Below are 17524 nucleotides of genomic sequence, written 5' to 3' on the forward strand. Positions count from 1 at the left end.
CAACACGGCGCAGCACGGCGCAGTGCGCGCGCAGCCCGCGCGCAGCCCGTGCGCGACCCGCCGCCCCGCGCCGAGCGCCCCCGGTCAGTGCCCGGAGCGCTTCGCCGTGCCCGCGGCGGACGCCACGAGGTCGCGCATCGACGCGTCGGGCAGATAGGCGCGCGTGAGGGCGATGCCGATGCGAGGCAGGTCGCCCTCGTCCCGGTACAGCAGGTGCAGCGGGGCGGAGCGCGGATTGAACTTCTGCTTGAAGCGGTGCAGCGACGAGAACCCGTACAGGGGTTCGAGCAGTGCGCCGAGCCGCGCGAGCACCTGATCGACGGGGCCCGCGTCGACGGCGTCCGGCCGCACGAGCGGTGCGCCCGACAGCGACACGAATGCGTAGCCCGCCTGCGAGAAGTGCAGCGCGGAGGAGGCGATGAGGAACTCCATGACCGGGCCGAAGCCGCCATCGCGCCGCCGCATGAGGTCGAGCGTCCACCCGACGATGCGCGGTTCCGCCCGATCCCCGTCGCCCGCGGCTGCGGCGGGCCCGTACACCGGCAGCCACGACGTCACCCCGTGCAGGTTGCCGCCCCCGTCGACGGCGAGGCCGACGTACACCTCGGGATCCAGCGCCTCCTCGACCGTACCGAGCGTGAACCGCATCTCGGGCAGTCCCTTGTCGCCCGCCCACTGCTCGGAGATCGCCCGCACCTGCGCGAGCACGTTCCACGGCTCGTCGGCGAGGCGCACCATGCGGAACGAGACCTCCTCGCGTGCGGCGCGATTGATGGCGGTGCGCACCGGGCCCCACGCCTTGCCGGTGAAGGCGAGACCGGGGAGGTCGACGATGGTGTCCTCGGCGACGATCACCGACCGCCACCCGTCGGGCCTCGCGGCGGCCGACGCCTCGCTCGCTGAGAAGACGCACGGGGCGAGCCCGGCCTGCTGCGCGGCATCCGAGAACCGCTCGAGCGCGGCGCCGTGCTCGCCCTCGGGAACGATCGGATCGCTCAGCATCACCGCCACGCCGGCGTGCGCCTGATACGCGACGGCGCCGGCGCCGCTCGCGATCCTCTGGTTCGGCTCCCACGTCGCCATCCACGACAGGGTGCTCCCGCCGTAGCGCTCGAGCCGCTGCACGAGCTCGTCGCGCGTCACATGATCCGCGGCGAGCGCCCGCCGCGATCGGCGGAGCGGCACGCGGAACGCCCCACGGCCCACGATGAGGAGCACGATGAGCGCCGCCCAGAGCACCGCAGGCGGGAGCAGGAGCGCGAACACCTGTCTCGGCGACTCCACCGCACCGGCATCGACGAGCGCCGGGAGGAGGGCGAAGCCGAGCACGGCGGTGACGAGGTTGAACGCCCCGACGCCGAGGGCGGCGATCCACGCCACCCGATACCCCGAGCGGATGCCGTTCGCGATGAGCGCGATCACGACGACGTCGACGGCGACGTCGACGAGTGAGGCGGTGGGGTGATTCCGACCGAGCGGGCCGTCGAACGGAACGATGAGATCGAGGACCTGGATGACGCCGATGGCGATCAGGCCCGCGAGGGCGATGAGGCGCCACTCCCGCTGCGTCGGGCGCCCCGCGGGGTGCCGGAAGGCCGGGAGCCAGCCGCTCGCGATCAGCGCCGCGGTCATCGCGACGGCGTGCTCGAGGTCGTACAGCTCGCCGAGGTAGAGCACGGAGATGCCGACCCACAGTCCGATCGCGATGCGCGCCCGCAGACGCCACGGCGCGGGCAGCGCGGCGATCGCGAACACGAGGGCGGCGAAAGCCGCGCACGACGGGCCGACGTCGAGCGTCTCCGTGAGCCGAACGGCCCAGTGCCAGCCCGTCTGCGACACGAGCAGCAGGATCCCCGCGGCCCCGAGCACCCCGACGATGTGCCCGGCGAGGGCCAGTGCCAGGGTGCGCAGCGACCCGAACCGCCACTCCGCCCACCCCAGTCCGCCGATCACGAGCGGGAGCAGGGTGAGCAGGACGGTCGGGTGATCGACGAAGAACGGCGAGGTGAGCACGGTCCACCATCGGCCGTCGGCGAAGGAGGGGATGCCGGTGGCGACCTGCGGGTACCAGCTCTGCTCGGAGGCGGGCCGCCACAGCGTTCCCGTGGCGACGCCGACGGCGAGCATCGCCCCCACGAACGTCAGCGTGAACGGCATACGGCGCAGCACCCGCAGCACCCGCAGCGGCCGGCTCGCGCGCGGGCGGCGATGCCGGAGGCGTTCGTCGGGGCGCGCCGGCGCCTCGGGGGCGGTCATGCGCTCAGTCTAAGCACCGCGCCCCGGCCCGGCTAGCGGATCAGGCCGATGCGCTCGTACACGAGGTCGAGGGTGCGGTTCGCCACCGCTTCGGCGCGCTCCGCGGCGCGGGCGAGCAGCCGGTCGAGCTCGGCCGGATCCGCCAGCAGCTCCTCGGTGCGGGTGCGCACCGGCGCGAGGCTCTCCTCGACGACCTCGACGAGCCCCTTCTTCAGGTCGCCGTAGCCCCGGCCCGAGTACTCCTGCTCGATCGACTCGATGGTGCGGCCGCTCAGCACGGAGTAGATGGTGAGCAGGTTGGCGACGCCGGGCTTCGCCTCGCGGTCGAAGCGCACCTCGCCGTCGGCGTCGGTCACGGCGCGCATGATCTTCTTCTTCGTGACGTTCGCCGGATCGAGCACCTTGATGAGCCCGGCCTCCGACTCGGCCGACTTCGACATCTTCGCGGTGGGCTCCTGCAGGTCGTAGATCTTCGCCGTGCCCTTCGGAATCTGCGCCTCGGGCACGACGAACGTGTCGCCGAAGCGCGAGTTGAAGCGGGTCGCGAGATCGCGCGTGAGCTCGACGTGCTGGCGCTGATCCTCACCGACCGGCACGCGCTCCGCCTGGTAGAGCAGAATGTCGGCGGCCATCAGCACCGGGTACGTGAAGAGGCCCACCGACGCCGCATCGGCCCCCTGCTTCTGCGACTTGTCCTTGAACTGCGTCATGCGGCTGGCCTCGCCGAAGCCGGTGATGGTGTTCAGCACCCAGGCGAGTTCGGCGTGCGCGGCGACCTGCGATTGCACGAACAGGGTCGACTTCTCGGGGTCGATGCCGGCGGCGATGTACTGGGCCGCGGTGCGGCGGGTGCGGGCGATCAGCTCGGCCGGATCCTGCGGAACGGTGATGGCGTGCAGGTTCACGACGCAGAAGAAGGCGTCGAAGTCCTCCTGCATCTGCGTCCACTGGCTGAGCGCGCCGATGTAGTTGCCGAGCTGCAGCGAGTCGCTCGAGGGCTGCATGCCGGAGAAGAGCACGGGCTTGGAATGTTCACTCATGGGGTTCCTTGGGGGAGGTGCTGCGAAGCGTGGTGCTGGGGAGAGAGGGGGGGTGTCGGGCGTCAGATGCGGTAGTCGACGACGACCGCGGCGTGATCCGACCATCGTGCGTCGTACGACGCGGCGCGATCGACGGTGTACGACGCGACGCGCTCGGCGAGTGCGGGGGTGACGACCTGGTAGTCGATGCGCCACCCGGTGTCGTTGTCGAACGCCTGGCCGCGGTTCGACCACCACGTGTACGGGCCCTCGACCTCGCCGTGGAAGCGGCGGCCCACGTCGACCCAGCCGTAGCCGGGCCCCTCGGTGCCGTCGACGCCGACCACCGTCTCGCCAGCCGGGCCGAAGAAGCGGTCGAAGTAGGCGCGCTCGCGCGGCAGGAAGCCGGCGCGCTTCACGTTGCCCTTCCAGTTCTTGATGTCGAGCTCGCGGTGCCCGACGTTGAAGTCGCCCACGATGGCGACGAGGTCGCGCTCCTCGGCGAGCTCGCGCATGCGCTGGCCCATCGCGTCGAGGAAGGCCCACTTCGCCTCCTGGCGCGGGGTCTCCACCTCGCCGGAGTGCGTGTAGTTGCTGACGACCGTGAGGGGGGTGCCCCCGAGATCGAAGTCGGCCTCGAGCCAGCGGCCCGACGACTGGATGCGCTCCTGCGCGTCGAGCGCGCCGAGCCCGACGCGGTGCCCGGTGGCGGGCACGCGGCTCGCGATCGCGACGCCCGCGCGACCCTTGATCTGGCAGGGGTCGTGGATGAAGTGCCAGTCGTCGCCGAGCAGCTCGGTGAGGTGCGCGTCGTCGGCCCGCACCTCCTGCAGCGCGAGCACGTCGACGCCTCGCGCGTCGAGCCACTCGCCCATGCCCTTCCGGAAGGCGGCCCGGATGCCGTTGACGTTGACGGATGCGACGCGCAGGGTTTCAGCCATGCCCGCCAGTCTACGGCGACCGCAACGACGGCATCGAGCGGGCGGAGCTTTCGAGAACGCCGGGCGTCAGAACACCATCGGGCGGTCGTCGTCATCGTCGAAGGTGCCGCCGAGCAGGTCGACGTCGATGTCGCAGACGACGGGAACGTGGTCGCTGGGCGCATCGCCCTTGCGCTCCTCGCGGTCGATGACGGCGCCCGTCACGGCGTCGGCGAAGGCGGGCGACCCCATGATGAAGTCGATGCGCATGCCCTGGTTCTTCGGGAACTTGCCCGCCTGGTAGTCCCAGAAGGTGTACCCCTCGGGAACGATGGGGCGCACGACGTCGGTGACGAGGGTCTCGAACGAGGCGAACATCGAGCGCTCCTCGGGCGAGACGTGCGTGGATGCGCCGGGGCGGAACGACGGGTCGGCCATGTCGCCCTCGCGGGGGGCGATGTTCCAGTCGCCCATGAGGGCGAGGGGCAGCTGCGGGTCGGCGTCGAGCCAGGCCCGGGCGTCTTCGCGGAGCGCTGCGAGCCACTCCAGTTTGTATGCGAAGTGCGGGTCGTCGAGCGACCGGCCGTTGGGCACGTACAGGCTCCAGAGGCGGAGGTCGCCGACGGAGACGCCGAGCGCGCGGGCCTCGAGCGGCAGGCCGTTGGGGCCGACGCCCTGCACGGACTCCTGGCCCTTCACCGGCTTGCCGAATCCGGGCATTCCCGCGAAGCTGCGTGCGACGTCGGTCATCTCGTGGCGGCTGGCGATCGCGACGCCGTTCCACTGATTGAGGCCGTGGATCTCGACCGCGTACCCGGCCTGCTCGAACGCGGCGATCGGAAACCGATCGGGCCGGCACTTGATCTCCTGCATCGCCAGCACGTCGATGTCTTCGCGCACGAGCCAGTCGACCACGCGGCCGAAACGAGTGCGGATCGAGTTGACGTTCCAGGTGGCGATGCGCATGGAATTCAGCCTACCGCCGGGTGCTTGCGCAACTCGGCCGGCCCCGTCAGAATCTGGGCAAGGCCCGCGAGGCTTTCGGGGGCCCGGAGGGAGCGTCATGGCGGCGCGCGGATCGCAGGCGGGAGCGCGTGGAGACCGGATCGCGGTTCCGCGTCGCAGGCTGCACGACGTCGTCGAGGCGGCGCGCCCCGAGGGGTCGGTGACGGTGCTCATCGGCGAAGCCGGCAACGGCAAGGGGTACCTGGCGGAGCAGGCGGCGCTCGCGCTCGCCGCAGAGCTGCCGGGCGCCTGCGCGGTCGAGGTGCTGCCGCGGCCGTCGCGCCCGGCGAGCGGCATCCCGTCGGTGTTCCCGGGCGGCGCGGCGGCGGAGCGGTCCGGGGGCTCGGCCGACGATGCCGCCCGGCCGCCGCCCGAGGGCGCAGACGGCGACGTCGGTGCGACCCTCGGCGGCGTGGACGCGGGGGCGCCCGTGATCCTCGTCGCCCCCGACATCGACGAGTACCCGCCGCACGACCTGCGCGTTCTCGCCGAGCTGGCCCGCACGCGCACGGTGCGCATCATCGCGACGGCTCGGCAGCTCTCGAGCGCGATCGACCGCGTCGGCAGCGGCCCGCAGGTGCAGCGTCTCAGCATCGGGGCGCTCGACCTGGAGGAGAGCGCGGGCTTCCTCTGCTCCATGCTGGGCGTGGATCGCATCGACGCCGATACGCTGGCGCGCTGGCACGCGGTGTCGGGCGGAAACGCCTACGCGCTGGCCGTGCTCGCGCTCGCCGCAGACCGGGCCGGCGACCTGCGCCGCAGCCGCGGCACGGCGTGGGCGGCGCGGCGGGAGGACGTCGTGACGGGGGAGTACGCGCGACTGCTCGCCGCCTCGTGCACGGAGCCCGAATGGCAGGCGCTCGAATTCATCGCGCAGGCCGAGCCCATCTTCGAGACCGCGCTGCTGCGCAGCATCGACGCCGGGGTGCTGACCGCCCTCTTCGAGCGGGGCCTCGTGGTCACGCAGACGCGTGCGGGGGCGCCGACGCTCACGCTCGGCCATCCGCTGCTCGCCGCCTCGGTGCGCGCCGCCATGTCGCCCGTGCGGCGCATCGAGCTCGACGACCGCATCTTCGGCGTGCTCGACGAGGATCGCGCGGGCGGCGACCCCGTGGCCGACACCGAACGGCTGATCCGGCTCGTCGTGTTCGGCACGGCGGCGGGGCGGCGCCTGCCGTTCCCGTGGGTCTGGCGCGCGTTCGAGTCGCTGGCGCGGGGCGGCGATCCGCGACTGGTGCTGCGCCTGGCGCGCAGCACCGCCGAGCATCCCGACGCCGACGGGGCGCAGGCGGGGAGCGCTGCCCTGCGGGCGGTGCGCATCGGGCGCCTGCTCGGCGACGAGCCGGCCCGTCGGGCGGCGCTCGACCGCGTCGCGGAGCTGCTCGCCGATGCGGCACTGCGCGCCACAATGGCGGCGACGCTGGAGGTCGCGCTGATCACCACGGTGCTGCAGGAGCGGGTGCGCGACGGCGGCGACCTGGAGGCGGCGCTGGGCGAGCTCGACGCGCTGGAGGCCCGGACCGGTCATGCGGCGGCGCGCGCGATGGTCGGCAGCGCCCGCGTGCAGGTGCTCGCCGAGGCCGGGCGGCTGCGGGAGGCGGCCGAGGCGTGCCCGCCGCTCGAGGTGTCGGCGGACCTCGGCATCGAGTGGGCCCGCTCCCCGGGGCGGGCGATGGCCTCGCTCATCCTCGATCAGCGCGGCGCCGTGGAGCAGGCGGTGGCGAGCGCCGAGCACGCGCGGGCGCTGAGCCGGCTCGGGCCGCACTCCCGCAGCGACCTCGTCGACATCCAGGGCTTCTGCACGCTGCTCGGGTACTGGGTGAGCGGAAGCCGCGAGAGTGCGCGACGCGTGTACGAGGGGCTCGCCGGCGAGGCGTCGGCCGATGCGCACGCCGAGGCCCACTACTCGGGGCTGGTCGAGGTCGGAGCCGTGCTGCTCGCGGTGCAGGAGGGCCGGTGGATGGAGGCGGTGGGGAGCGGGGAGCGCCTGGCGGATCGGCTGGCGTCGAGCGATCCGTACGCGCTCGCCCCGCTCGTGCAGGCCGCCCTCGGGCTCGCTCTGGCGGTGCTCGGGGAGCGCGACGGCGCGATGCGCGCGATCGGCGCATCGGAGTCGCCGCAGCGGGGCGTCTCGATGGCCGTCGGCGGGCATCGGCGGGTACTCGCGCTGCGCGCCCGGCAGTGGCTGCGGGATCCGCGGGCCGCCGACGAAGCCGCGCGGATCGCCGACTGGGCGGCGCGCGAACGGCTGCCCTACATCGAGCTGCTCGCGCGGCACGCCCGCGCGTACGAGACGCGGGCCGTCGAAGCCGGTGAGCTGACGACCGCCGAGCGGCTGGCGGCGCAGATCGACGGCCCGCTCGGCGTCGCGCTCCTCGCGCACCTGTCGCGGATCGCTCGCGCGCCCGGGTCGGGGGCGCCGGCCGGCGTGCGGGCCGCGGCGGGCGAGGAGCCCGAGATCCGCCTGCTCGCCGATCTCGGCATCTGGCTGCCGATGCCGCCCGCGCCCGATCTCACGCCCCGGGAGCGGGAGATCGTGCTGCTCGCGGCGCTCGGGTACTCCAGCAGATTCATCGCCGAGCGCCTCACCATCTCCGCGCGCACCGTCGAGACGCATCTCTCCCACGCCTTCGCCAAGATCGGCGTCGAGAACCGCGACGAGCTGCGCGAGTGGGTGGCCCGGAATCGCACCGCGATGACCCCGCCGCGAAGTACGTAATTCCCCCGGATCCGCCGCCGCGAACCCGCACGTAGCCTGCGATCAGGTTGACCGAAGATGCGCGGCCCGGGGGGTTTCTCAAGTGCCGTGCGCACCTGAGAAGCGAGAAGGATCATGCACACATCGGTTCGGGGCGACGGCATCGGAGCCGCACCTCGATTGCAGCGCAGTCGCCTGACGATTGCCCTCATCGGCGCGCTCGCGCTGACGGTCGGACCCGGCATCGGAGCCGCGTCCGCAGACGAGTTGAACGGCACCGCGACGGAGACGTCGGAGGTGTCGGCCGCGTCGACCGCCTCGGCGCCGGAGGCCGCAGCGGCCACCGCACCGGAGCCCGAGCCCGCACTCGCGGCGCCGGAGGCGGCACCGCCCGCCGCAGAGCCCGTCGTCGAGCCCGCCGCCGAGCCCGTCGTCGAAGCCCCGGCCGCCCCGGCCCCGGTCGTCGATTCCCCGGCCGCGCCCCTGCCCGAGCCGCCCGCGGCGCCCGAGGCTCCCGCCTCCGAACCCCTGCCCGCGGTCGAACCGGCGGCGGAGCCCGTCGCCGACCCCGCGGTCGATGCCGCGGTCGAGTCGCCTGCGGCGCCCGAAGCGCGGGCCTCCGACGCCGCGCCGAAGACCGAGACGCGCACCGGCAGCGAGAACCCGCACAACAAGGTGACGCTCTGCCACGCCACCGGCTCCGAGAAGAACCCGTACGTGTCGATCACGGTGAACGCCAACGGCACTGCGAACGGGCACATCGGCCATCAGGATGGCCGCGACATCATCCCTCCCTTCACCTACAACGATCACGGCGAGGAGGGGTCGTTCGGCGGCCAGAACTGGGATGCGGCGGGCCAGGCGATCTGGAACAACGGATGCGCACCGGTCGATCCCGATCCCGACCCCGACCCGGAAGCGCCGGTGCTCTCCATCGCACCGCTCGCGTGCGTGCCGCTCGGCGACCCGCTGCCCGAGAGCATCGCGGTCACCGTCTCCGGTCTCACCGAATCCGGCGCGTGGACGCTGACCGCGACCGGCACCGGCGGCCGCAGCGCCTCGGTCGAGGTGCTCGGCAACGGCACCTACGCCGTGCCGGTCGACGGCGAGGGCTCGTACACGGTGACCATCGGCTCCGCCGACGGGGTCGCCGACACGGAGACGGTCGTCGTCGCCCGCTGCCCCGACCCCCACGTGCCGGAGCTGCCGGTGCTCGAGGTTCCCGAGCTGCCGTGCATCGCCGTGGACGCGGCACTGCCGACGTCCATCGCCGTGACCGTCAGCGGGTTCACTGATGACGAGGTCGCTGCGACCGCGCATGAGGCGGTCGCGTACCTGCTGAGGATCAGCGGCGGGTCTGCGGGCGAGGCGACCGTCGCGGTCGACGGGAACGGCAGCTACACGCTGCCGCTGTCGGGCGCCGGCGTCTACACCGTGGAGCTGATGGCGGGCGAGTCCGTCGCATCGGCCTCGGTGACCGTGCAGCGCTGCGAGTCGCCGACGCCGCCCGAGCCGCCCGAGCCGCCCGCGCCGCCGGCCGAGCCCGTGGAGCCGGTCGTGCCGGTCGTGCCGAAGGCCGCCGTGCCGCCGATGGTGGTCACGCCGGCCCCGGTGACGGTACGCGTCGAGTCCCCGGCTCCCGTGCGGGCCGCCGAGGAGCAGCCGCTGCTCGCGGTGACGGGAGCCGACGACGGCGGAGCGGACCTCGCCGTCGCGACGCTCGCGACGCTCACGGCGCTCGTCGGAGGAGCGATGCTGCTGTCAGTGCGGCGCCAGCGCCGCTCTTAGGCGCACGACGCACGACGTACGACGCGAATGACGCGGCCGGTGGTGCTGGCGGGAAGACCCGCAGCGCCGCCGGCCGCACGTGCGCGTCGGGCCGCGCACCGATCGGAAGCGCCGCAGCACTCTCCAAGCGCACTTCCAGTACCACGGGGTACATTGAGTCGTTATGTCGGGCGCGATCAGCGCTGCCCGCGCGATTCTGGGAAGCTGAATGACACAGAAACCTGCTGGAGCACTCGAACGCCACTCGTTCGTGCGTCATGGCAAGCTCCGTCGTTCGAGCGCATGGGGAAACGCGCTTCGAGTGCTGCTCACCACCGCAATCGTCGTGGTGCTGAGCGGAGTGGCCACCGTCTCGTACGCCGTCTTCGGCCTCGTGGGAGACCTCGACACCGTCGAGCTCGGCAACGAGTCGACCGCCGTGGGGGTGGGCGACAGCACCATCGACGGCGCGCTCACCGTGCTGCTCGTGGGATCCGACTCGCGCGCCGGGCAGGAGATCGACGACGGCGAGGAGGGCGAGCTCAACGACGTCACGATGATGCTGCACGTCTCGGCCGACCACAAGAACGCCACGGTCGTGAGCTTCCCGCGAGACCTCATGCTGCCCATCCCGAGCTGCCCCGGGCCGAACGGCGAGCCCGACTACTACTCGGCGATGAGCGAGCAGCAGCTGAACTCGACGCTCGCGAACGGCGGCCTGCCCTGCGTGGCCGAGACGATCTCCGAGCTCACCGGCATGGAGATCCCCAACGCCGCGCTCATCACGTTCGATGGGGTCATCGGCGTCTCGAACGCGATCGGAGGCGTCGAGGTCTGCCTCGCGCAGCCGATCGTCGACGAGCACACCGATCTCGACCTCCCCGCCGGCGAGAACACGCTCGTGGGGCTCGAGGCGCTGCAGTTCCTGCGCACCCGCCACGGCGTCGGCAACGGCGGCGACACGAGCCGCATCAGCAACCAGCAGGTCTTCATGTCGGCCCTCGTGCAGAAGCTGAAGAGCGCCGACACCCTCTCCGACCCGATGAAGGTCTACGGCCTCGCGAAGGCCGCGGTCGAGAACATGACCCTCTCGAAGAACATGGCGAGCGTGCCGTTCATGCAGCAGGTCGCGAACACCGTCAAGGACATCGATCTCGAGAACATCAACTTCGTGCAGTACCCGTCGTTCGACCACCCCTATCAGTCGGGGCGTCTGACCCCCGACTATGCGAGCGGCGACGCGCTCTTCGAGCTGATCAAGAGCGGCCAGCCGTTCGCGGTGGACTCCGTGGGCGAGGGCGTCGCGGTCGAGGGCGCCGATGAGGCGGCTCCCGAGACGGGCGCGGAGACTCCGGCCCCCGAGGAGACCACCGCTCCCGAGGAGACCACCGCTCCCGAGGAGACGGCCCCGGCCGATCCGAACGCCACCGCGCCCCCGACGGAGGAGCCTGCGACGCAGGAGCCGTCGCTCCCCGAGAACGTCACGGGCGTGCAGGCCGACAAGTCGGTGTGCTCGATGGGCCGCACCGTGTATTGAGGCCCGACCGATTTCCACCGCACCCGTTCGTTCGGGTAGAGTGGATGACGTTGTTCGTGTATGGAGACGTGCCAGAGCGGCCGAATGGACTTCACTGCTAATGAAGGGTCGGGGTTAACTCGACCGGGGGTTCAAATCCCCCCGTCTCCGCCAATTGAACAACACCGAGAACCCCTGAATATCGTTGAGAAATCAACGGAGTTCGGGGGTTCTCGCTTTCTGCGTCCGAGGTTCTGGCAACAAATTGACAACACCCTGGGTGGCAATGGCCTGATCGAGGCGCTTGGTAAGCGCTTCGAGGTCGTCCTCGAAAAGGTCGGAATAGACGTCGAGGGTCATTGCTGCAGACGCGTGACCGAGCATCCGCTGCACCGCTTTCACATTCGCTCCGGCGCTCACCGCAAGCGAAGCTGCCGTATGACGAAGGTCGTGGAGCACCATTCGATCCACTCCTGCGTCGTCTAACGCGCTCTTCCACCACGATTTCGAACCTGTACTTGCTCGCACCCGCTTCATGTAGCCCCCGTACCCATTATCGAAAACGAGGTCTGTTGGTTGTCTAGTCGTGGATCGAACCCTGAGGCGCTCGAGCACTTCCGCGGGAACGGGTACCGCGCGAGTCTCGTGAGACTTGGGCGTGCCTTCGTGAAATTTCCCGTCTACCTCGACTACATTCCTCGCGACATTGATGCGGCTCTTGTTGAAGTCAATACTTGATACTTGGAGTCCGATGAGCTCACCCCACCGTAAGCCGCAATAGCCAAGTGTGAGCACGAGCACTTGGTGTTGTCCTGCCGCTGAAGCCACTTTCCAGAGCTCTCGATGCGTTAGATATCGCCGCGTTTTCTGAAGTGACTTTCGAGGGAGAGAGATGCCGCGGGACACGTTGTTCGCGACGCGTCGATCTCTCTCAGCCGAATCGAGAATGCCTGCGAGGATTCCATATGCTCTTGCGACGACCGTGGAACTCATGCCGATGTTAGACACCCAGGATTGCACCTCAGAATGACGGATGTCGGCGATCGCGCGATTGCCCCACTTTGGTTCGACGTAGTTCTTCCAAGAAGCTTGTAGGGAAGAAAAGCTAGAGGGCTTCAAGACGCCTTCTTTAGAAGCAAGCCAGACAGCACCGAGTTCGCGCACAGTGACTCTGCCCTCGGTGGCTGTTACGTATTCACCGCGGGCCTTTGTGATCTCGACTTCAGCGAGTCGCAGCTCGGCGTCTCGCTTCCGCTTGAACCCCCGTTCACTGGTTTGCTTATGATCGGGGCGCCGGTAGATGATGCGATACCGTTTCTCGCCCTTTGCTGTCCGATAGGCAGAGATGCTGCCCATGGTTAAACCTCGAGCACTGCAGCGGAGTGCAAGGCTTGTTGGTTGTGCTTGCCTGCTGCTAGAAGGAACGACAGGTCGGGCAGTGGAGCTTCAATTTCTTCGTCACGCATCATCGCGGAAATGATGATGCCAGCATTCTCGCTTTGGAAAAGAGCAGAAGTCCATCGACCTACGCGAACATGCATAAAGCTCACTTGTGTGGCTCTCTCCGACCTTTGGGGGTTTCGACTCGTGTCTTCCAGCCCGCGTAGCACTTCTGTTCCGAGAAGCGATATCGGGAACGCGGACTTCACAAACTCTTCGCCTCGCTCTACGTTTTCCGCCAGAATCGCAACGTCACCTTCAGCTTCGGACCCACCGGCACCTTCGGCCGTGGATGGTAGATCAAAGTCGAGATCATCCACGCCCTTCGGTTTCATTCGAAAAGTGTATCGGAACAAAAACTACATGTACACTTTTCATGTACATAATGCTGAAGGGGGATATGGTGGGCGAACGGTTGCTAACTCCACAATCGCTTACGGAGCTCGTTCCGGGCACGACAGTCAGTTACTGGGCAGGGCTGCGTTTCAAGGCTTCAGGGCCAAAGTACTTGAAGCCGAGTCCCCGAAAAGTTTTATACGTCGAGGCGGACGTGCTTGCATGGCTGCGAAGTACTGAGCGCGGTGGTACTGCGGAAGTCGCCTGAAGAGCGCCTTACCGTTGTGTGTATCCGCCTGCGAACGAAGCGGGTCGCATGGGGAACCGGTTAGCATGCGACTCATGTATGCATCGGCCATGAGCGTATTGCTCTGGTTAAGCGGGGCCTGAACAGTAGCGTCGCGACACTTATCTTGAGCCCGATTCATTCGATGAATTTGACAGCCACTCCGACTCCTGTGCTCAAAAAAATGGGAATCGGAGGGTAGCGACCAGCGGGAAACGTTCAGGGAATACGGACCAGGGGCGCGGGCCGATTCTTGCTGGCAAGGGCGACCTCCGCAGAAGGCCCCAGGCTCTGCGGAATCGATTACGTTCTCGACACCGAAGACAGGCGCCTCAGAGCTCCCCTCAACTCCGATGAAGGAGGCCGTACCCAAAGCTGCTCTTAGTCCCACGTGACCTGAAACAGAATCTGACAAAAGGTACAGCTCGGTGTAAAAGTGAGCGAAGAGCTGAAAGGCCGAGCGCGGGCTGCGTATAAGGAAGCCTCGTATCACGAAGATGTGTCCACCTTCCATCAATTCGTGTCGCAGGCGCTCGAAGCTGAAATCCACCGCATCGAACTTGCCTACAACAGCGGAGAACGCCTCCAGCCGCGTGCAGAGCACCTCCGCCGGGGCAGACCCGCACGCTAGCCGTCAGAGACGTCAGAACCCCTCGCTGCCAAGCCGGCGCGAGGGGTTCGTCGTTGCCTTCATGAACTGACGCACCAACGCGCGCTTCTTGAGGAAATACGCATGCCGTTCGAGCTCGCCCGCCGCATACTGTGCTTCGAGTTCCGCGAGGGTCTCATCGGCTGCCGCCGCGTCAAACCGGGAACGGTCCTGCCCGAAATCATCACTCGATCTAATCTTCATGCTTTCGCCTCACACATCTCATCCCAATGCGTTGTGGCACGCCTGGACAGCATCTCTCGTTTCATCGTCCATACCGGAGCGCCCTGGAGCCCGCCACGGCCGATCCCAATCGCGCGCGGGCCGAGCTTCTGAGTGATCGCATCGAGCGTTTCCCCGATCCGTCGACCCTCATACTCTGACTCGAACAAAGCCAGGGGAGTGACGTTCGTCTTGGTCTGCAACCCCGTGAGCACGACCCCCGCTCGCACGTACTCAGAGCCGGGCCGAATCTTCGGGAGCACCGCGAACGCTGCCTTCGATATCCCGATCGGGCCATCTGTCTCGGTCGACATCCCAACTGCGACGTGCGCGGTGTGGAACTCTCTTTCCCGGAATCGGCTCGTCGACGCCCACGCGGACACGATGCCAGCTACCAGGCCTTTCTCTCGGAGACGCGTGCTCGCGCGCTGCGCGTATATCGAGAACACCTGCTGCATCCCCTCGCGCGTCGACACAGCCCGCGAGAACGAACGGGAGAAGATCAACTGATCCTTATGGGGTGGCTGCTCCTCGAGCGGGATGCACGGGATGCCCCGCAGCTCGAGCACGGTGCGCTCCATCACGACGGAGAACTTCTTCCTGATCCACTTCGCGTCAGCATTGCGGAGATCTTTCGCGGTGAAGATGCTCATCGCAGCGAGGCGCTTCCCGGTGCGGCCGGCAATGCCCCAGAGGTCGGTCGTTTTCGTGCCCGCGAGAATACGTTCCAACCAGTCGGGGGAGTACGCCCCCAAATGGCACACACCGCCCAGTGAGAGGTCGGCCTTCGCGCCCCGCGAGGCGAGCTTCGCTTGTGTCTTTGACGGGGCGATGCCGACACGGACGGGGATCCCGGTGCAGCGCAGTACCTCGGCGCGGATCTCGTGCCCAATCGCGGTGAGCTCGGAGACCGTGCCGTGCATCCCGATGAAGGACTCGTCGATCGAATACACCTCCTGCCACGCGGAGTACCTGCCGATGATCTCTACTGGTAGCTACGATTGTTGCCGAGTCGCGTATTCGGGAGTCGGCGAACGTGGAGACTGTTCAGTCGTTACTGTATAGTTCATTGCATGCTGACCATTGCTTCTCGCCTCGACGTCATGAACCGGCTGGGCCGCGCCATGGCCGACCCGTCCCGCTCCCGAATCCTGATGACCCTGCTGGACGGGCCGAGCTATCCGGCCGTGCTGTCGCGCGAGCTGGAGCTGACCCGCTCGAACGTGTCGAACCATCTGACGTGCCTGCGCGACTGCGGGATCGTGGTCGCCGAGCCGGAGGGTCGGCAGACCCGGTACGAGATCGCCGACCCGCACCTCGCTGCGGCGCTGACGACGCTGGTGGACGTGACGCTGGCGGTAGACGAGAGCGCGCCGTGCGTCGATCCCGGGTGCTCCGTGCCGGGCTGCTGCGGGACGGAGGCGAAGGCATGAGCGCGGCATGCGGCTGCGACCACGACGCCCCCGTCGCCGTGGAGGAGAGCGAAGAAGTCGAACGCCCCTGGTGGCGCGATCCCGCGATCCTCGTGCCCGTCGCCTCGGGTGTCTTCTTCCTGGCCGGGCTGATCACCGAATGGACGGCCGGGGAGAGCGCCGCCGCCGGGATCACTGCACTGGCGCTGTTGTGGATCGGCCTGCTACTCGGCGCGTGGACGTTCGTCCCGGGCGCGCTGCGCGGCCTGTTCACCAAGGGCAAGCTGGGCATCTCGCTCCTGATGACGATCAGCGCCGTCGGCGCGGTGATCCTCGGCTACGTCGAGGAAGCCGCCGCCCTGGCGTTCCTCTACTCCATCGCCGAGGCCCTGGAGGACAAGGCGATGGACCGCGCCCGGTCGGGGCTTCGGGCACTGCTGAGGCTCGTCCCCGAGACGGCGACGGTCGTCCGGGGCGATACCGCGGTCGAGGTGCCCGCCCGCGACGTCAAGGCCGGGGATGTCCTGCGGGTGAGGCCCGGCGAGCGGGTCGCCACCGACGGCACCGTGGCAGCGGGTCGCAGCAGCCTGGACACTTCGGCGATCACCGGGGAGTCGATTCCCGTGGACGTCGGGGTCGGCGACGAGGTCGCCGCCGGGTCGATCAACGCCTCCGGCGCGCTGGAGATCACCGCCACCGCCGACGGCGCGGACAACTCGCTGACAACCCTGGTCGGCCTGGTCGAGCAGGCCCAGCAGGACCGCGGCCAGCGTGCTCGGCTCGCCGACCGGATCGCCCGACCCCTGGTGCCCGGCGTGATGGTCCTCGCCGTGCTGGTCGGGGTGCTCGGCTCCCTGCTCAGTGGCGACCCGCAGACCTGGATCACCCGCGCCCTGGTCGTGCTCGTGGCCGCCTCGCCATGCGCGCTGGCCATCGCTGTGCCCGTGACCGTGGTGTCGGCGATCGGAGCCGCAAGCAAGTTCGGCGTCATCATCAAGAGCGGGGCCGCGTTCGAGCGCCTCGGCTCCCTGCGCCGGATCGCCGTCGACAAGACCGGCACTCTGACGCGCAACGAGCCCGCGGTGACCGATGTCGCCACGATTCCCGGGGTCGCCCGCGACGACGTGCTGGGCTGGGCCGCGGCTCTGGAGGAGAACAGCACGCATCCGCTCGCGACGGCGATCACCAGCGCCGCTCCCGGCGCGCCTACGGCGTCCGAGGTGACCGAGCAGCCCGGGCATGGCGTGACCGGGCAGGTGGACGGCCACGAGATCGCGGTCGGAAGCCCGCGATGGATCGCCCCCGACGGGCTGGCCGAGCAGGTCGCCGCTATGGAGGCCGACGGGCAGACCTGCGTCATGGTCGCTCGCGACGGGAGTGTGGTCGGTGTGATCGGTGTCCGCGACGAGCTGCGCCCCGAGGCCCCCGAGGCCGTCGCCGCTCTTCAGGCGCAGGGCGTCGAGGTCGTCATGCTCACCGGCGACAACGCCCGCACCGCGGCCGCGCTCGCCCGGATCGCGGGCATTTCGGACGTCCGCGCCGAGCTGCGCCCGGAGGACAAGGCCGCCGAGGTCACCGCGTCGGTGGCGCAACGCCCGACCGGCATGATCGGCGACGGTATCAACGACGCGCCCGCCCTGGCGTCCGCCACGGTCGGCATCGCGATGGGCGCGACCGGCTCCGACGCCGCGATCGAGTCCGCCGACGTCGCCTTCACCGGCCACGACCTCAGGTTGATCCCGCAGGCGCTCGGGCACGCCCGCCGCGGACGGGCGATCATGAACCAGAACATCGTGCTGTCGCTGGCGATCATCGCCGTGCTCCTGCCGCTGGCCATCACCGGGATCCTGGGCCTGGCGGCCGTCGTGCTGGTCCACGAGGTCGCCGAGGTTGTCGTCATCGCCAACGGCCTGCGTGCTGCCCGTGCGAAGAGGGTAGCGCTGACCGCGTCAGTCGACTCGCGCGCGGACTCCCCAGTAAGAGTCTGACCTTCGGACC

The 17524-nt window shown here is 69.2% G+C and carries 14 protein-coding genes and 1 tRNA gene; 7 read left to right on the forward strand and 8 right to left on the reverse strand.

Going from position 1 to position 17524, the window contains the following annotated elements:
• Positions 1-84: 84 nt before the first annotated feature.
• The 4 genes from BLT44_RS03985 to BLT44_RS04000 all read right to left on the reverse strand — a co-directional run bounded on the left by BLT44_RS03985 (position 85) and on the right by BLT44_RS04000 (position 5161).
• On the reverse strand, positions 85-2256 hold the full coding sequence (locus BLT44_RS03985) for a bifunctional lysylphosphatidylglycerol flippase/synthetase MprF (RefSeq protein WP_010155395.1): 2172 nt from the start codon (positions 2254-2256) through the stop codon (positions 85-87).
• A 32-nt stretch (positions 2257-2288) separates the two neighbouring features.
• Positions 2289-3296 carry a tryptophan--tRNA ligase gene (trpS, locus tag BLT44_RS03990; RefSeq protein ID WP_010155394.1) on the reverse strand — a complete coding sequence of 336 codons (1008 nt, stop codon included), beginning with the start codon at positions 3294-3296 and terminating at the stop codon, positions 2289-2291.
• A gap of 62 nt (positions 3297-3358) precedes the next feature.
• Positions 3359-4216: an exodeoxyribonuclease III gene (locus BLT44_RS03995; RefSeq protein WP_010155393.1), complete on the reverse strand. Its 858-nt coding sequence runs from the start codon at positions 4214-4216 to the stop codon at positions 3359-3361.
• Between the two features lie 66 nt (positions 4217-4282).
• The gene (locus BLT44_RS04000) at positions 4283-5161 is read right to left on the reverse strand and encodes an exodeoxyribonuclease III (protein ID WP_010155392.1); all 879 of its coding nucleotides are present in this window, start codon (positions 5159-5161) and stop codon (positions 4283-4285) included.
• A 97-nt stretch (positions 5162-5258) separates the two neighbouring features.
• On the opposite strand from BLT44_RS04000, the gene BLT44_RS04005 reads away from it, so the two are divergent.
• The 4 genes from BLT44_RS04005 (at position 5259) to BLT44_RS04020 (ending at position 11355) form a co-directional block, all read left to right on the forward strand.
• Positions 5259-7919, forward strand: a complete 2661-nt coding sequence (locus BLT44_RS04005) for a helix-turn-helix transcriptional regulator (RefSeq protein WP_074689951.1) — start codon at positions 5259-5261, stop codon at positions 7917-7919.
• 114 nt (positions 7920-8033) lie between these two features.
• On the forward strand, positions 8034-9686 hold the full coding sequence (locus BLT44_RS04010) for a hypothetical protein (RefSeq protein WP_074689953.1): 1653 nt from the start codon (positions 8034-8036) through the stop codon (positions 9684-9686).
• A 208-nt stretch (positions 9687-9894) separates the two neighbouring features.
• A complete protein-coding gene (locus tag BLT44_RS04015; RefSeq protein WP_029608105.1) occupies positions 9895-11202 on the forward strand; it encodes an LCP family protein in 1308 nt (435 codons plus the stop codon).
• Between the two features lie 62 nt (positions 11203-11264).
• Positions 11265-11355: transfer RNA gene (locus BLT44_RS04020), tRNA-Ser, on the forward strand.
• 39 nt (positions 11356-11394) lie between these two features.
• Here the strand turns inward: BLT44_RS04020 and BLT44_RS04025 are convergent.
• Both BLT44_RS04025 and BLT44_RS15120 read right to left on the reverse strand, forming a co-directional pair.
• On the reverse strand, positions 11395-12537 hold the full coding sequence (locus BLT44_RS04025) for a tyrosine-type recombinase/integrase (RefSeq protein WP_074689955.1): 1143 nt from the start codon (positions 12535-12537) through the stop codon (positions 11395-11397).
• A gap of 2 nt (positions 12538-12539) precedes the next feature.
• The gene (locus BLT44_RS15120; RefSeq protein ID WP_143025965.1) at positions 12540-12956 is read right to left on the reverse strand and encodes a hypothetical protein; all 417 of its coding nucleotides are present in this window, start codon (positions 12954-12956) and stop codon (positions 12540-12542) included.
• Positions 12957-13679: 723 nt separating this feature from the next.
• Here BLT44_RS15120 and BLT44_RS15125 point away from each other — a divergent pair.
• Complete coding sequence (locus BLT44_RS15125; protein WP_143025966.1) at positions 13680-13874, forward strand: hypothetical protein; 195 nt, start codon at positions 13680-13682, stop codon at positions 13872-13874.
• A gap of 12 nt (positions 13875-13886) precedes the next feature.
• Here the strand turns inward: BLT44_RS15125 and BLT44_RS04035 are convergent, their stop codons facing one another.
• Positions 13887-14096, reverse strand: coding sequence for a hypothetical protein (locus BLT44_RS04035; RefSeq protein ID WP_010155384.1), 210 nt, complete (start codon positions 14094-14096; stop codon positions 13887-13889).
• Positions 14093-15097, reverse strand: a complete 1005-nt coding sequence (locus BLT44_RS04040) for a DUF4113 domain-containing protein (protein WP_342341527.1) — start codon at positions 15095-15097, stop codon at positions 14093-14095. The genes BLT44_RS04035 and BLT44_RS04040 overlap by 4 nt, the downstream gene beginning before the upstream one ends.
• A 90-nt stretch (positions 15098-15187) precedes the next feature.
• On the opposite strand from BLT44_RS04040, the gene cmtR reads away from it, so the two are divergent.
• Together cmtR and BLT44_RS04050 are read left to right on the forward strand one after the other, a co-directional pair.
• On the forward strand, positions 15188-15547 hold the full coding sequence (cmtR, locus tag BLT44_RS04045; RefSeq protein ID WP_010155382.1) for a Cd(II)/Pb(II)-sensing metalloregulatory transcriptional regulator CmtR: 360 nt from the start codon (positions 15188-15190) through the stop codon (positions 15545-15547).
• Positions 15544-17514 (forward strand): heavy metal translocating P-type ATPase, encoded by a 1971-nt coding sequence (locus BLT44_RS04050; protein WP_010155381.1) that lies wholly within the window; start codon positions 15544-15546, stop codon positions 17512-17514. The genes cmtR and BLT44_RS04050 overlap by 4 nt, the downstream gene beginning before the upstream one ends.
• The last annotated feature ends 10 nt before the right edge of the window (positions 17515-17524 follow it).

The organism is Leucobacter chromiiresistens (assembly GCF_900102345.1).
In the GTDB taxonomy this organism is placed as follows: Bacteria; Actinomycetota; Actinomycetes; order Actinomycetales; family Microbacteriaceae; genus Leucobacter; species Leucobacter chromiiresistens.

What these genes read in the sequence shown, in the direction of transcription:
- BLT44_RS04015 (WP_029608105.1), top strand. Translation starts at nt 9,895, where the DNA reads ATGACACAGAAACCTGCTGGAGCACTCGAACGCCACTCGTTCGTGCGT.
- BLT44_RS04010 (WP_074689953.1), top strand. Translation starts at nt 8,034, where the DNA reads ATGCACACATCGGTTCGGGGCGACGGCATCGGAGCCGCACCTCGATTG.
- BLT44_RS04025 (WP_074689955.1), bottom strand. Translation starts at nt 12,537, where the DNA reads ATGGGCAGCATCTCTGCCTATCGGACAGCAAAGGGCGAGAAACGGTAT.
- trpS (WP_010155394.1), bottom strand. Translation starts at nt 3,296, where the DNA reads ATGAGTGAACATTCCAAGCCCGTGCTCTTCTCCGGCATGCAGCCCTCG.
- BLT44_RS03985 (WP_010155395.1), bottom strand. Translation starts at nt 2,256, where the DNA reads ATGACCGCCCCCGAGGCGCCGGCGCGCCCCGACGAACGCCTCCGGCAT.
- BLT44_RS04035 (WP_010155384.1), bottom strand. Translation starts at nt 14,096, where the DNA reads ATGAAGATTAGATCGAGTGATGATTTCGGGCAGGACCGTTCCCGGTTT.
- BLT44_RS04000 (WP_010155392.1), bottom strand. Translation starts at nt 5,161, where the DNA reads ATGCGCATCGCCACCTGGAACGTCAACTCGATCCGCACTCGTTTCGGC.
- BLT44_RS04005 (WP_074689951.1), top strand. Translation starts at nt 5,259, where the DNA reads ATGGCGGCGCGCGGATCGCAGGCGGGAGCGCGTGGAGACCGGATCGCG.
- BLT44_RS03995 (WP_010155393.1), bottom strand. Translation starts at nt 4,216, where the DNA reads ATGGCTGAAACCCTGCGCGTCGCATCCGTCAACGTCAACGGCATCCGG.
- BLT44_RS04050 (WP_010155381.1), top strand. Translation starts at nt 15,544, where the DNA reads ATGAGCGCGGCATGCGGCTGCGACCACGACGCCCCCGTCGCCGTGGAG.
- cmtR (WP_010155382.1), top strand. Translation starts at nt 15,188, where the DNA reads ATGCTGACCATTGCTTCTCGCCTCGACGTCATGAACCGGCTGGGCCGC.
- BLT44_RS15120 (WP_143025965.1), bottom strand. Translation starts at nt 12,956, where the DNA reads ATGAAACCGAAGGGCGTGGATGATCTCGACTTTGATCTACCATCCACG.